Annotated in this window: 12 protein-coding genes and 1 riboswitch; of the genes, 2 read left to right on the top strand and 10 right to left on the bottom strand. The window is 28.8% G+C overall.

The annotated features are described in order from the left end of the window. Positions 1 to 263 precede the first annotated feature (263 nt). Together ACZ41D_RS06130 and ACZ41D_RS06125 are read right to left on the bottom strand one after the other, a co-directional pair. Positions 264 to 452: a DUF378 domain-containing protein gene (locus ACZ41D_RS06130; protein WP_464153021.1), complete on the bottom strand. Its 189-nt coding sequence runs from the start codon at positions 450 to 452 to the stop codon at positions 264 to 266. An 87-nt stretch (positions 453 to 539) separates the two neighbouring features. Continuing rightward, the gene (locus tag ACZ41D_RS06125) at positions 540 to 1,376 is read right to left on the bottom strand and encodes an HAD family hydrolase (RefSeq protein WP_464153020.1); all 837 of its coding nucleotides are present in this window, start codon (positions 1,374 to 1,376) and stop codon (positions 540 to 542) included. Positions 1,377 to 1,552: 176 nt separating this feature from the next. On the opposite strand from ACZ41D_RS06125, the gene ACZ41D_RS06120 reads away from it, so the two are divergent. Continuing rightward, complete coding sequence (locus tag ACZ41D_RS06120; protein WP_464153019.1) at positions 1,553 to 2,221, top strand: peroxiredoxin; 669 nt, start codon at positions 1,553 to 1,555, stop codon at positions 2,219 to 2,221. A 27-nt stretch (positions 2,222 to 2,248) separates the two neighbouring features. Here ACZ41D_RS06120 and ACZ41D_RS06115 read toward each other — a convergent pair whose 3' ends face one another. The 6 genes from ACZ41D_RS06115 to ACZ41D_RS06090 all read right to left on the bottom strand — a co-directional run bounded on the left by ACZ41D_RS06115 (position 2,249) and on the right by ACZ41D_RS06090 (position 11,257). Further along, positions 2,249 to 3,538, bottom strand: coding sequence for a M18 family aminopeptidase (locus ACZ41D_RS06115; protein WP_464153121.1), 1,290 nt, complete (start codon positions 3,536 to 3,538; stop codon positions 2,249 to 2,251). Positions 3,539 to 4,033: 495 nt separating this feature from the next. Then, complete coding sequence (locus tag ACZ41D_RS06110) at positions 4,034 to 5,515, bottom strand: ISLre2 family transposase (RefSeq protein ID WP_464150702.1); 1,482 nt, start codon at positions 5,513 to 5,515, stop codon at positions 4,034 to 4,036. A gap of 180 nt (positions 5,516 to 5,695) precedes the next feature. Beyond that, a complete protein-coding gene (locus ACZ41D_RS06105; protein ID WP_464153018.1) occupies positions 5,696 to 6,880 on the bottom strand; it encodes a sensor histidine kinase in 1,185 nt (394 codons plus the stop codon). 297 nt (positions 6,881 to 7,177) lie between these two features. Beyond that, a complete protein-coding gene (locus ACZ41D_RS06100) occupies positions 7,178 to 9,268 on the bottom strand; it encodes a heavy metal translocating P-type ATPase (RefSeq protein ID WP_464153017.1) in 2,091 nt (696 codons plus the stop codon). Positions 9,269 to 9,288: 20 nt separating this feature from the next. Next, the gene (locus ACZ41D_RS06095) at positions 9,289 to 9,660 is read right to left on the bottom strand and encodes an ArsR/SmtB family transcription factor (RefSeq protein WP_464153016.1); all 372 of its coding nucleotides are present in this window, start codon (positions 9,658 to 9,660) and stop codon (positions 9,289 to 9,291) included. A gap of 199 nt (positions 9,661 to 9,859) precedes the next feature. Continuing rightward, entirely contained in the window at positions 9,860 to 11,257 is a 1,398-nt protein-coding gene (locus ACZ41D_RS06090; protein ID WP_464153015.1) for an oxaloacetate decarboxylase subunit alpha, read from the bottom strand. Positions 11,258 to 11,530: 273 nt separating this feature from the next. Here ACZ41D_RS06090 and ACZ41D_RS06085 point away from each other — a divergent pair, with 273 nt between their 5' ends. After that, positions 11,531 to 11,980, top strand: a complete 450-nt coding sequence (locus ACZ41D_RS06085; protein ID WP_464153014.1) for an Lrp/AsnC family transcriptional regulator — start codon at positions 11,531 to 11,533, stop codon at positions 11,978 to 11,980. Positions 11,981 to 12,048: 68 nt separating this feature from the next. On the opposite strand, the gene cobT is transcribed toward ACZ41D_RS06085, so the two are convergent. After that, entirely contained in the window at positions 12,049 to 13,098 is a 1,050-nt protein-coding gene (gene cobT / locus ACZ41D_RS06080) for a nicotinate-nucleotide--dimethylbenzimidazole phosphoribosyltransferase (RefSeq protein WP_464153013.1), read from the bottom strand. 101 nt (positions 13,099 to 13,199) lie between these two features. Continuing rightward, a riboswitch (cobalamin riboswitch) is annotated at positions 13,200 to 13,379 on the bottom strand. A gap of 99 nt (positions 13,380 to 13,478) precedes the next feature. Next, the gene (locus tag ACZ41D_RS06075) at positions 13,479 to 15,773 is read right to left on the bottom strand and encodes an ATP-dependent Clp protease ATP-binding subunit (protein WP_464153012.1); all 2,295 of its coding nucleotides are present in this window, start codon (positions 15,771 to 15,773) and stop codon (positions 13,479 to 13,481) included. Positions 15,774 to 15,866: the final 93 nt, after the last annotated feature.

Here is a 15,866-nt window from a genome sequence, read left to right as displayed (position 1 = left end):
CATAATCCTTTAAACTAATCAATAACATTCATTGTTTTTTCATTATAGGAAAACATAAGAATAGTAACCTATAAGTTAAGTAAAAATAAAAATCTCCCCTAAGATATAGATTTTTCATATGTCTATTTTTAGGGGAGTATAGCAAAATATTACCTTTTTATTTTTATATAGAAATAATAAAAATATGTGTTTAAGTCTAATTTAGGATAATATTATTATTGAAAACTCAAAATAAAGTACTTAATTATATATCTATACAAAAATTAAATAATTGAATATAAAATAGCATAAATTCCAGCAAGTCCAATTATAGTATAAACTACTTTTGTACATTTACTATCTTTACCGCCACATATTGAAGAAACTAAGTTAATGTTAAAAAGCCCAATAAGTCCCCAATTTAATGCCCCTAAAATTATCAATATTGAAGCAATTCCAGTTATTATTTTCACTTTTCCTTCCCTCCAAATTATTTGATAGTAAAATATATTAACAATTCCATCTATTTATGCAAGTAATTTGGAGGAATTCAAGATTAGTTATAATTTAAATATTTTCTTTAATATATCAGCAACTCCATCTTCATTGTTATTCTTCCTTGTTACTTCATCAGCAACTTTTTTAACGTTTATTGTACTATTTAACATTGCTATTCCATATCCAGATTTTTCAATCATTTCAATGTCATTATTATCATCACCTATTGCTATTATTTCATCTGGCTTTATCCCTTTACTATGTGCGTATTCCTTAAGTGAAATCCATTTAGAACCCAAAGGATTCATTATTTCTAAAAGGGAAGCAGAAATAGATAAGTTTGTAATAATATGAGAATTGTATTTAGAAGGATAATTAGTATTAATATATCTTCTAAAATTCTCCATATCCTCAATTCCTCCAAAATATACAACTGCTAATATTTTACCATCTACATATGATTCTAATCTATCAACCTTTTTATATCTTGATTCAACTTTAGACATATACGAAAAATATCTTTCATCATCTCTTTCTAACTCAATTATCATGTCTACTTCTCTTTCATAATCATCTACATGCAATATAGGGCTTAGATTTCTTTTTCTTCCTTCTTCTAAAAGTATAGAAAAATCTTTTTGATCCATATATTTTGCAATCAAAACACTGTCATCACTTATTTTTCTAACTATATTTCCATTATTAGCTAATATCGTAAGATCTATGTTCAATCCTTTGACAAAATTCTTGGCTGCCCAATATCTCCTACCAGTAGCAATAACTATTTCTACTCCAACACTATTGATTTTTTGTAATATTTCTTTTGTATAATCTGATATTTCTTTTCTATCATTAAGTAGTGTACCATCTAAATCAATAGCAATAAGTTTATAAGTCATTTTATATCATTTCTCCTTTTTACAGGTTATTTGTGTATCAATATAATTTTAACAGCAATTTTATTATACATTATATATTTCTAACCTTTCAATCAAAATAAATTTATGTTTTCAAAGGTAACTCTGCTGAATACTAAGAATAAAATATATTAGATGACTTAAAGGAGGTTTTGATAATGAGATATCCATATTGGGGATATTATTGTTATAATAATATGAAACATGAAAATTATCAAAATAACAAAGAAGACCCGTCGTGTATTATAGAAGAAAAATACTGTGATTATTTTGACCTTGGTGATTCAGCTCCTGATTTTACAGCAGATGCAATAGTAAATTGCCAAAAGACAAAAGTTTCTCTTTCTGACTATATAGGAAAATGGGTAGTGTTATTCTTTTATGGTTCAGATTTTACTTTTGTTTGACCAACAGAATTAGCAGCAGTTGCTGACAAATATCATGAATTCCAAGAATTAAATACCGAGGTATTAGCTATAAGTACAGATAGTATTTATTCTCATAAAATTTTTACTGAAACTTCCCCTTCAGGTAAAAAAATCAACTATCCTCTTCTCTCTGATAGAACACAAAAAATATCAAAATCTTATGGAATATTAAATGAAGACGAAGGCTTTGCATATAGGGCTGCATTTATTATTGACCCTGAAGGGAGAATAAGAGGTTGGATTACTAATCCCCAATCAGTAGGAAGAAACATAGATGAAATTCTGAGGATTATCGCTGGCCTGCAATTTACAGAAAAAACTGGTTTAGGAGCTCCAGCAGGATGGGAACCTGGTGATCCAGGTATCAAAATAGGATGGAAATATGTAGGGAAATATTAAAATGCGGCGTAACGCCGCATTTTTGAATTAAAGATTATAAAATTCTTCAAATGATTTTGTAACATAATAATGATCAAGAACTCCACCAAGTTCCCTTATAGAATGCATGCTTAACATAGGATTACCTATGTCAACAGACCTTATATCTAAATGCCCCCAAGAAATTGGACCTATTGTTGACCCACCCCTTTCATCAGATCTGTTAACAAATTTTTGTACAGGTACTCCTGCTTTTTTACATATCATTTCGTAAACAGCATTAGAATCAGCATCTGTTGTATATGCTTGGTTAGCATTTATTTTAATAACTGGACCTTTATTAATTATAGGTCTATTTACTGGGTCATGCTTCTCAGTATAATTAGGATGCAATGCATGTGCCATATCTGCTGATATTATAAATGAATTATATATTGCTCTATAAAAGTCTTCCTTGTCTTTGTCTAATGATATAGCTATTCGCTCTAAAATAGTTCTAAGCATAGGAGAACCTGCACCTTGCTTTGTTCTACTGCCTACTTCTTCGTTGTCAAAGCAAACCATAACATTTGTACTATTAGACTCTTTAGAATTAATCAATGCAGTTATGCCAGCATGAACCATAGCAAGATCATCTAATTTACCACAAGAAATAAATTCGTCATTAGCACCAATAATACTCCCTTTTCCATATTCATATAAAAACAAATCGAAATCAATAATATCTTTATAATCCACATCCAATTCTTTTGCTAACTTCTTTACTAAATAATTTTCCTTTTCAAATTCATCATTGATCAATGACATTATAGGAAGTATATCTTTTTGTTTATTTAGTTCAACCCCTTCATTTATTTTTCTGTTCATATGTATTGCTAAATTTGGTATAATCAGCACAGGTTTTTTTATATTTACTAATCTTATCTTTGGCTGCATTATATTATCAGATTTTAGAGTTACTCTTCCTGCCAAAGATAGAGGTCTATCGAGCCATGTATTTATTATAGGACCTCCATAAACCTCAGTATTTAATTTTAAATAATTACCTTCTACAGTAATTTCAGGGCTTGGCTTTATTCTAAAAGTTGGTGAATCAGTATGAGCTCCGATTAATTTAAAACCATATTTCTCTATCTCGCCTATTCCAACTGCAAAAGCAATAAGTGCAGAATCATTTTTAGTAACAAAATATTTTCTCCCTTTTTCTATTTTCCATCTTTCCTTTAAAGAGAGTTCAGTAAACCCATTTTTCTTTAAAATTAGCTTTATATTATCTACTACATGAAAGGAACTAGGGCTATTATCTATAAAATCTATCAGATTGTGTGCTAATTGTATTTCATTCACAATATATTCCTCCCTTATATGCTTTATTTTGGCAATTTATTGCATTGCTTAAATTATTACTCTACAATGATATTTGAATTAACTTTTACTTCATTGTAACTCTTTTTATAAATTAAGTAAACAGTATTATAAGGAAGTGATACTGTCAAGTAAAAGTTGGCAAAATTATTATTTTTAAATTTAATCATCCAATTTTGCTGTTTTAATTATGTTTTTATGCCCGATAGGGCAAGAGTATTCTATTTATACTTTCTACAATTTTAAAAATAAATTTACATATACTTTACAATGATTTCAAAATTGTTATTCTATAATACTAGACTTATGATTATAGAATAACAATAAGTCTGAGAGCCCTATTTTTAGGTCTAATTCTATTTATTCATCAGTATTAATGCTCTATTATGTTGTATTTTTTTAGGCTTATATTAGAGCATAGGTATCGTATGTTAGCTTATTCTTTTAAGTTATATAATATATTAGATATTAAAAACTTAGGTTCATTTGACTTGCACATTTGCAACCTAACATGTCCTTTATGGCTTTTCTTCCGTTAGTTACTGAACATTGACTAAATGGCATGCTTGCTCTTTTGTGTTTGTATATCTTGCTTTTCTTTGGCTTTTTATTTACTTCTGCTGCTGTTAATCCTACTTTTTCTATTATTTCTTCAAGCTTTTCTTCTTTTATTTCTTTGTTCAGTAGTGATTTTATTGTTGTTGCTAATTCTTTGCTTGCTTTTTCTGCTAGTATCTTGGCTAAGTTACTGGCTCCTTGTATTGACCAACTTGTTTTATTCCCTTTCATCCTTTGTGCTAATATATCACATATGCTATGTTCCATTGTTCCTAGATTTCTATATTTAATTCCTTCTGGTGGTTGCGGCATATTTATGTCTGGGCGAAGTTTGTAGAGCACTATCCCTTCTTTGTTGTTTACTAGGTAATTATATAGTGCCTGTAATTTCTTCATTTTCTTTTGATTATCATTGTTTTCTATCATTAGTTTTGTTATCATTTCTAATCCTTCTTCTATGTTACCATTGCTTAGTTTCTTTATTATTTCTTTTGCCTTTTTCTTATCTTCTATGTTCTTAAGTACTGCTTGATTTCTATGAAATGGATCTAATTGAAAGTGTGAATTGTCTTCTTTTATAACTTCTTTTATCCAGTTTGCTCCATCTCCATTTACTATTTTTGTTTCTATTTCGTCAGTATTATATTGTTTCGCTATTTTGGCTTGTCTTAGTTTTCTAAATTCTTTACTACTTCCAAAGCTTGCATATGCTTTTTTGTTCTTTAGTACATATCTATCTTTTTTCTCATGCTTCTTCTCCCAGCCTTCATAAAAAATTCCTAATTTTAGTTCTTTTTTCTCTTTTCCCTTAGTCTTTTTATCTTTACCTTGGATATTTATCCACACTCCATCCATTTCTTCAAACAATATTTTTGTTTCTTTTTTGCCTTGTAATTTTTCTTCGTTGTTTAATTTTATTTCGTGTTTTTCTTTTTGTTTTAGTTGTTCTCCTAAGTTTTGTATTATGTTCCAAGCTGCTGAATGACTTATACTTTGGTTTGTCATTTCTGTTATTTTATTTGCTGTTTTTCTATATGATTCATCTGTTGCTAGATCTACTATTTTTTCTACTAGATTTGTAGATATATGTCCTATGGTTTCCATTTTTAAGTATTCATCTAAAAGGCATTTGTAACCTCTTTTACCCTCTTGTGTAGTATATTGATATATTCTACGTTTATATTCAATTTCGCCCATTATTGTTTTTATGGTAGTTTTCTTTAATCCTTTATTTCTATATTCTTCTTTATCTCTTTCTTTCATTAATTTATTATCTAATTTTTCTAATAGCTCTACGAGCATTTCACATGCCTGTCGGCATACAAGCTTATATATAATTTTCTCTAAGTTCTTGAAATTAATTTCTTTTTCATCTAAACTTATATTATACATGTAATCATCCCTTTTATAGTTTTCTTATTAATTACTATTATATTGGATGATTCATATATGTTAAAGGTGCTTTCGGGCATCTTTTTCATTTTTGTTGTTTTTGCCTACTAAAATTATACTCTAAGTAAGGAAGTTAAACTTTTTTATATTATTTATATTTTAGCAATTGAATTTTTTATATCAATTTGAATATATATCAGAAAATTCAATATGAATCTTTTCAACCATTTCATTATAATTTTCCTCTATTTTTTCTTTAATATATTTATTGTCAATAGTTTTATCTGGAAGTTCTATATAAAATTTACTTCCCTTATTAACTTCGCTTTCAACCCATATTTTACCGCCGTGAAGCTCTAAAATAGATTTTACTAATGATAATCCTATCCCACTTCCCTGCTTTTCTCTCTTATTTCTAAAATTTACTTGTTTATATATATCAAAGATACTTTTTTGTGCATCATAAGGTATGCCTATGCCACTATCTTCAACTAATATATAAACCTTACCTTCTTCTTCCCATATATTAATTTTAATATAACCTCCTGGATCGGTATACTTTATAGCATTAGATAATAGATTTAAAATGACTTTTTCGATTTTGTCTTTATCACAAGCAATAAACTTTTCCTCGATTTCAGAATTAAAAATTAGTTTTAAATTTTTATCCTTTGTCACTTCACTAACCGATAAAACTATGTCCTCTACTATTTTAACAATATTCTCATTTTCTAAATCTAGTAATAAATAATTATTGTTAATTTTAGATAAATCCAACATATTATTAATTAATCTTATTAACCTATATGTATTTTGCTTCATGTATTTTATATATTTATGTAATTTATTTTTAGATATATAATCAAAACCGGTTTCTTTACTATTTTTATCTCTTAACTCTATCAATTGTATAACTCCTAAGATAATATTAAGAGGTGTTTTGAATTCATGACAAATATAATTCATTAAATCTGTTTTTGCTTTTTCCCGTTCCATATAATAATTAACTGTATTATTAATGTTTTGATAGATTTCAACTATTTTAAGTGGATTATTATAATCATCTTTAATAATAGTTCTTTCAGACTGAAACCATTCGTATTTACCATTAGAAATTCTTAACCTATATTTAACTGGCGATTCAAGTACTATAAAACTGTTAATTTTATCTAATTTTATTTTTGCCTTATCGATGTCACCAGGATAGACATACTTTTTATAAAAATATTTATATTTTATATATTCTTCACCATCATAACCTATTGTTTCTGCAAGTTTTTCCGAAATTAAAACATTTTTATCTTTAATATTCAAAATGATATATTCCAGCGAAGAAGATAATATATTAAGATAAATTTTATCCATATATCATCCCTCTTTTTTTTACAATAATAAATTGCTTTCTAATCATACAAATCACACTTTATACTCACTTTTATTCTTTTTATGTTCATTCCCTATTGTACTTAATTTTAACATTTATTAATTCCTCCTTTTTTATTACCACATTATATTTCCATTTTCCTCATCCCTACTACAAATAATTCTATAATATTAATAATTTTCCTGCTATTAATTGTTTCATTTTATTAAAATAAGGAAATTGCATAATTTTAGTCTTAAAATAATTGTGCAATTTCCTTAGATCTAGTGTTATATTAATTATTTATTGTATTTCAGTATTCTAATAGAATTTAAGACTGCCAATAATGCAACTCCAACATCTGCAAATACTGCCAACCACATAGACGCATATCCTATAGCAGCTAACAATAATACAATTAATTTAATTCCTAAAGCTAAAACTATATTTTCTAAAACTATTTTTCTCGTTCTCTCAGCTATTTTAAATGCATCTACAATCTTCGAAGGTTTATCATCCATTATAACTATATCTGCTGCTTCAATTGCAGCATCAGATCCTATACCTCCCATTGCAATCCCAATATCAGCTCGTGCCAATGCTGGTGCATCATTTATACCATCACCAACAAATGCTACTCCTCCATTACTACTTTCAATTATTTCTTCAATTTTATTCAATTTTTCATGAGGCATTAATTCGTAATACACCTCATCCATATTTAAATTTTTACTAATATTTAAAGCATTTAATCTTCTATCTCCAGTAAGCATAATAACTTTATTTATCCATTTATTTTTAAGCTGTTTTATAGTAAAACTAGAATCTTTTTTTATCTCATCTTTTATTATTATATATCCTGCATATGTGTTACCTATAGCAACATGCACGACAGTACCATCGGTATCAAGTTTCTCATAATCTATTCCTATTTTTTTCATTAGTTTACTGTTCCCAACACATATATGCTTGTCTTTAATTGTCACAGTAATTCCTTGTCCCGGATGTTCTTTGTAATCATTAATCTGACTGTTATCAATAATTCCTTTATATGCTGCAACTATAGATTTTGAAATAGGATGATTTGAAAAGCTCTCTGCCAAAGCTGAATACTTTAATAACTCATCTTTAGTAAAAGAGTTTTTTGCCTTAATAGTTGATAATTTCAAATTACCATTTGTAAGTGTACCTGTTTTATCAAATATAATTGAATTAATTTTATTTAATTCCTCTAAATAATTAGAGCCTTTGACTAATATTCCTTCTTTCGAACAAGACCCAATTCCAGCAAAATATCCTAGGGGGATAGATATTATTAAAGCACATGGGCAAGAAACAACTAAAAATGTAGCTGCTCTATATAACCATACAGAAAAAACTGCATCTTTAATAATAAGAGGTGGTATAACTGCAATAATCAAAGCTAGAAAAACCACTATAGGAGTATAATACCTAGCAAATTTAGTTATAAATTTTTCAGTTTTTGCCTTTTTATTAGCTGCATTCTGAACTAAATCTAAAATTTTAGAAGCTGTTGATTCCTTATAACCTTTAGTTACCTTAATATTTAATAAGCCTTCCATATTTACACACCCACTAACAACCTTATCTCCCTCTGAAACATCTTGAGGAATAAATTCACCAGTAATTGCAGAAGTATCAATAGTAGAATTACCGCTAATTATCTCTCCGTCCAATGGAATTTTCTCTCCTGCTTTCACAACAATAATATCTCCTATTTTAACATCTGATGGATTAACTTTTCTTATATCTTCATTAATTTTTAAATTCGCATAGTCTGGTCTTATATCCATTAGCTTTTTTATATTTTTTCTTGATGAATCCACTGCTCTATCCTGTAGATACTCACCTACTTGATATAATAATCCAACCATTATAGCTTCTTCATAAGATCCTAATATAAAAGCTGTAATAGTCGCTATACTCATGAGAAAATTCTCATCAAACACCTCACCTTTTAAAATATTTCTAAAAGAAGTATACAATATTCCCTTCGCTATAATTATATAACTTATGAAAAAAACTATTTTACTAAAACTATTTTTCTCAAATACAGCACCTATAGCAAATAATAATACACCTATAAATAATGTAATTATTTTTTTATAATCAACAGTTTTATTGTTAGCACTGTTATGACTATTGTCTTCTTTTAATATAACATTAGTTTTTGGCTCTATACTTTTAACTATTTTAACAATCTTATTAATAACATCTTCCATAATCTTTTTATCTGCTTCAACGCTTAATATACCTGCAGAAAAATTAAGGCTTGCATTTTCCACTCCTTCTAACTCCTTAACTCTTTTTTCTATTTTTTGAGCACAAGAAGCACAACCTAATCCTTCTAAATATATTTCTTTTTTCATTATTGCCCTCCTTCTTTTGACTATTTTTTATTATGGACTAAATGTTCTAACCCTTGAGCAAATATGCTTTCTACATGTTCATCATCTAATGAATAATAAACTTCTTTACCTTCTCTTCTATATTTTACTAATCTCGCATTCCTCAAAACTCTTAATTGATGAGAAATAGCTGATTGTGTCATATTAAGTAAATCAGCTATATCACATACGCACATTTCAGCTTTCGAAAGAGCATACAATATCTTAACTCTAGTTTCATCCCCAAAAACTTTAAAAAACGCACCTAGCTCATAAGCTAATTCTTCTTCTATCATGATTTTTTTTATATTTGAAACAACATCTTCATGAACATTACTAATAGAACAAAATTGTGCATCATCTCTATTATTCATTTTATACCTCCTTAAAACATATGAGCATTTGTTCATATGTTCAATTATAGTATACACTATATACTTTGTCAATATAATATTAAATGTATTATAAATTAACAAATTTAATATTTAATTTTTAGGTATTGAAAAATAGTTATTATCATTTATTTAAAAAGGCGAAATTTAGGAAATATAGCTAAATTTCGCCTTTTTCGTTTTAAACTGGATAAGTATTTTGTTCCTTATCTACTAATTCACTATCTATTTTGTATTTTTGTGCTTGACGGTATTTAAAGAAATTTAATGCTACTTGAGGAAATAGTGCATAAGATAATACATCTTCATCTTGTTCAATGTATTCTTTTATTTCTTCTTTTATTGACTTGAGCTGAGGCTTAATAATATCTGCAGGTCTACAAGTAATTATATCTTCATTTCCAATTATTTTTTCTATGATTTCCTTTTTAATTGGAACTGTAGGTTTTCCATACATACCTTTTACATAAGCTTTTATCTCTTTAGGAACCATCTTATATCTCTCACCAGTTATTACATTAAATACAGCCTGTGTACCAACCATTTGGCTTGTAGGTGTTACCAATGGAGGATAACCCATATCTTCTCTAACTCTTGGTACTTCTTTAAGCACATCTTCAAGTTTGTCAAGAGCATTTTGCATTGTTAATTGTGAAACAAGATTAGAAAGCATACCTCCTGGTACTTGATATAATAATGTTTTTATATTAACACTTAAAACTTTAGGATTTAATTGACCATTCTCTAAGTACTTTTGTCTAATAGGTCTAAAATACTCTGCTATTTCATTTAGTTTTTCAATATCTAATCCTGTATCGTATTCAGTTCCTTGTAATGTGGCAACCATAGATTCTGTTGGTGGCTGTGAAGTTCCTAAAGCAAAAGGTGATATAGCTGTATCTATGATATCTACACCTGCCTCAATTGCCTTTAAATAAGTCATGCTTGCAAGACCACTAGTCGTATGTGAATGAAGTTGTATTGGTATCTTAACTTCTTTTTTTATCGCACTAACTAAGTCATAGGCAGAATATGGAGTTAATAACCCAGCCATATCTTTTATACATATAGAATCAGCGCCCATATTTTCCATCTCTTTAGCAAGCTTTACATATACCTCTGTAGTATGAACCGGACTAGTAGTGTAAGAAATTGCAGCTTGAGCATGAGCTCCTTCTTTTTTTGTAGCCTCTAATGCAGTTCTTATATTTCTTGGGTCATTTAATGCATCAAATATTCTTATTATATCTATTCCATTAGCAACAGATTTTTTTACAAATTCAATTACTACATCATCAGCATAATGTTTATAGCCTAAAATATTTTGTCCTCTGAGAAGCATCTGAAGCTTAGTATTTTTAACGATTTTTCTTATTGTTCTAAGTCGTTCCCAAGGATCTTCATTTAAAAATCTTAAACATGCGTCAAATGTAGCCCCACCCCACATTTCAAGCGAATGATAACCTATACTGTCAAGTTTTTCTAATACTGGTATCATTTCTTCTGTTTTCAGCCTAGTAGCAATTAAAGATTGGTGTGCGTCCCTTAAAATAGTCTCAGTAACTTTTACCTTTGACATAATAATTACTCTCCTTTATAATAATTTTATCAATAAATAAACAAATCAAATACTAAACTTTATATTTGATTAACATATTCTAAGTTAGTAAAATTACATAATAAATATTTCTTTAAATCTTGAAAAAACAATTAAATATCAAAATATTTCTTATCAACATTGTAACATTCAAAATTAATATGTACATATAGTAAACAATAATATATAATAATTTTGATTAAATAAATAAAGTATTTTATTGTTGCTTTTTTATTTTTTAAAGGAGGAAATAAAATGGATGAAACAGATGTCAAAATACTTAAAATTTTACAGCAAAATGGAAGAATTTCTATGAAAGATCTCGGTAAATTAGTGGCCCTAAGTCCTCCAGCAGTTACAGAAAGAGTAAAAAAACTTGAAGAAAATAATATAATTACAGGATATAGGGCTACAATAAATTACGAAAAAATAGGTCGCCCAATAAGTGTAATCATCAATGTAGACATGAATGTCGATATGCATAATAAATTCAAGGAATTTGTCCTTAATAATAATTATATAGTTGAATGCCATCATGTTACTGGTCCATATTGCATGATTGTCAAAGCTAGTCTAAATGAAATGTCTGAACTAGAAAAACTTATAGCTAAAATTCAAACCTTTGGTAATACTGAAACCCTACTTGTCTTATCAAGTCCTTTAGAAAACAAAGTTGTAGAACCTATTTTAAAAAATTTTGAGTAAGAAAAAGGTGTGAAAATAATCTTTTCAATTCTTCACACCTTTTTCGTTATCTTTCAATAACTTATAATTTATACTGCTTCTATTCCTGCTTCACCAAATGTAATCATCTTTTTTATCATAAATACTGCAGCTTCTATTATATTAAACATAATTGCTGCACCTGTTCCTTCTCCAAGTCTCATGTTTAAATATAGTGGAGGCTCAAACCCTAGTAATTCAGATGCTTTTTTAGCACCTTTTTCATTTGACGCATGTGAAGGTATTAAAAAATCTCTAATTTTAGGCTCCATAGCAACTGCAATTATTGCCGCAGCAGTAGAAATATATCCATCAACTACTACTGGTACTCTATTTGCTGCCCCTGCTACCATAACCCCTGCCATACCTGCTATGTCAAGACCTCCAACTTTGCTTAACACGTCTAACCAATCATTTTTGTTTGGTCTATTAATTTCTATAGCCTTTTTAATAACATTAATTTTATTAATTAATTGGTCTTTGGGTAAATTAGCACCTACACCTGTTATTTCTTCTGGGTCAATTCCTCCCATCACTGAGAGAATAGCAGTACTTGTTGTAGTATTCCCTATCCCCATTTCTCCAGTACCAAGTAAATTTCTCCCTTTTTTTATTTCCTTTGTTGCTATTTCTATCCCTACCTCTACAGCTTTAATTGCCTCATCTTTTGTCATTGCAGGACCTTTTGTTATGTTTTCTGTCCCATACTTAATTTTCCTATTCACAACTTTTATATTATCAATCTCACTTGCAACTCCAATATCAACTACTATAACATCTGCTCTTGCTTGATTTGCTAAAGCACCTACTCCACTTACTCCATTAGCAATATATGATGTCATAATTTTGGTAACTTCTTGAGGAGCAGGTGATACTTTTTCCTCCATTACCCCATTATCTGCTGCCATAGTAATTATAGCTCTGTTATCTACTTTAGGATATAACTCACCAGTTATTCCTGATAATTGTACAGCTATTTCTTCTAATTTCCCTAAACTCCCAACAGGCTTAATCAAACTGTTTATTCTCTCCCTTGCCTTATCCATAGATTTTTTATCTAAGCCCTCAATTTTTTTTAAAGTTTCCTTTAATATCTCCATACAAATACCTCCTTTTTAAATTTTTAACTAAAAAAGTCCATACCAAAAAAATGGTATGGACTTTCCATCATCCTAACCTACACTTCTTTTTCACACGAAAGAAGTTTAGCAAGTTTTAGGCAGGTCTCCTGACTTGAGTTCATAGTTAAATGCATCGCCTTCCCTCTAAACGAAGTGGCAACTAGATGCTAACTCACTCTTACAGTGGCGGGCCCGTTCGAGATTTTCACTCGATTCCCTATTCTCCCTTCTTAAAGGGCACCTAAAACCATATTATTCATTTATCAATTTATATTATAGTTATTGGATATATCTCTGTCAATAAAATATTATATTAAATTTTACAAATTTAGATCTTATTCAAAATTTCTAGTTTTTTCTTATTTAATTACAATTTTACCTTCTTCAAGTACTACCTTTATTGTTTGTCCTTCTTTAAAGGTATTTTTTAAATATTTTTCTGCAATTTCATCTTCTATATATTTCTGTATTACTCTTCTTAACGGTCTAGCACCAAATTTCTTATCATATCCTTTTTCTAATATAAAATCTTTTACATCTTCTGAAATATCTATATTCATACCTTTATCTTTAACCTCAATATATATTTCTTTGAGCATTAAATCCACTATTTTACGAAGCTCATCTTTAGTCAAATGTGTAAATACCACTATTTCATCAATTCTATTTAAAAATTCCGGTCTAAATGCTCGTTTCAATTCATCTTTTATCCTAACTTCAAGTGCATCATAATTGTCTTTCTCAAAGCCTATGCTATTAGTTTTAAAACTAGTTCCAATATTTGAAGTCATTATTATCACTGTATTCTCAAAATAAACAGTTCTACCTTCACTATCAGTAAGTCTACCATCTTCAAGTATTTGCAATAACATATTGAAAACATCAGGGTGAGCTTTCTCTATCTCATCCATAAGTATCACAGAATAAGGCTTTCTTCTAACTTTCTCAGTTAATTGTCCACCTTGATCGAATCCAATATATCCTGGAGGAGCACCAATTAGTTTTGAAACTGTATGCTTTTCCATGTATTCTGACATGTCAAGCCTAATCATTGCTTCTTCACTACCAAATAATTCGTATGCTAGAGCTCTAGCTAATTCAGTCTTTCCAACTCCAGTAGGGCCAACAAATATAAACGATGAAGGCTTTTTCCTTTTCTTAAATCCTGAACGGTTTCGTCTTATTGCTCTTGAAAGGCTTCTTACTCCTTGTTCTTGGCCTACTACTCTTTTATGCAATCTTTCCTCAAGTTTTAAAAGTTTCATTGCCTCTTTTTCTGTAATTCTTTGAACTGGAATCTTAGTCCACGCTTCAATCACATAAGCTATATCATCAATAGTTATTTCAACTTCACTACATTTTTTTTCTATTTCTTTAATTTTTTCTTCAATATTTATTTCTTTCATTTTATATTCTGCAGCTTTTTCATAATCATCTACAGATGCAGCCTTTTCCTTCTCTTCTTGTACATTCTTTAATTCTTCTTTTAATGCCTCTAATTCAACAAATCCCTCATTTTTAAGGTTTGCTCTTGATCCTGCCTCATCAATAACATCTATTGCCTTATCAGGCAAATATCTATCAGTAATATAACGTTCAGATAACTTTACTGCTTCTTCAATAACCTCATCAGAAATTTTAACTTTATGATAGTCTTCATAATATTTCTTTATTCCTTTTAATATCTCTATAGTTTCATCTACAGTAGATTCATCAACTAGCACTGGTTGAAATCTTCGCTCAAGAGCAGAATCCTTCTCGATATGCTTCCTATATTCATCAATAGTTGTAGTCCCAATGACCTTAATCTCTCCTCTAGCTAAAGCAGGTTTTAAGATATTAGCAGCATTCATAGCACCACCATTTACTTCTCCAGCTCCTACAATATTATGAACTTCATCAATGACTAATATTACATTTCCATGTTCTACAGCTTCATCGATAATCGCCTTCATTCGTCCTTCAAATTGCCCTCTAAATTGAGTACCTGCAACAACTGCAGTCATATCAAGAAGATATATTTCCACTCCTAAAAGTTTTGCAGGAACTTGCTTTTCTACAATTCTCACAGCTAATCCTTCAGCAATTGCAGTTTTTCCAACTCCAGGTTCTCCAATTAAAATAGGATTATTTTTATTTCTTCTATTTAATATCTGTATAACTCTGTCTATCTCTCTATGTCTACCTATAATTTTATCAACCTGATTATTTCGAGCTTTCTCAGTTAAATTAATTCCAAATTTATCGAGATACTTCTTCTTTTTTCTCTTTTTCTTGTTTTCTTCTTGTGTCTCAACTTTTTTTTCATTATAAGGCGATTTATTCTCCTTTGGAAACTCTTTTTTATTGTCTACTTTTTGCTTGCCCATATTACTAAAATTAGAAAAAAAAGCTGTTACTGGATTTACATTTTCATCATTATACAAATCAATATTATCTACATTCATGTCTTCAAACATATTGCTAATCTGCTCACTCAAATTTTCTATGTCTTCAGGACTCATGTTAATTTGCTGCATCATTTGATTCATAATAGGTAATCCCATCTTTTTCGCACATTCCATACATAAACCTATTACTTCATCTTTACCGTTTACATTTCTCGTAGTATATATTACAGCAATATTTTTTTTACAAATTGAACATTTTTTCATAGCATCATCCTCACATCTCATATGATATTTCAACTTATATATTACAGTATAGCATAATTTATTATTTTAATCACATTTACACTTTAGCAGTTT

The organism is Brassicibacter thermophilus (assembly GCF_055378355.1).
Note: the sequence above shows the minus strand (reverse complement) of the source record. Positions and strands in the feature narration are given on the sequence as shown.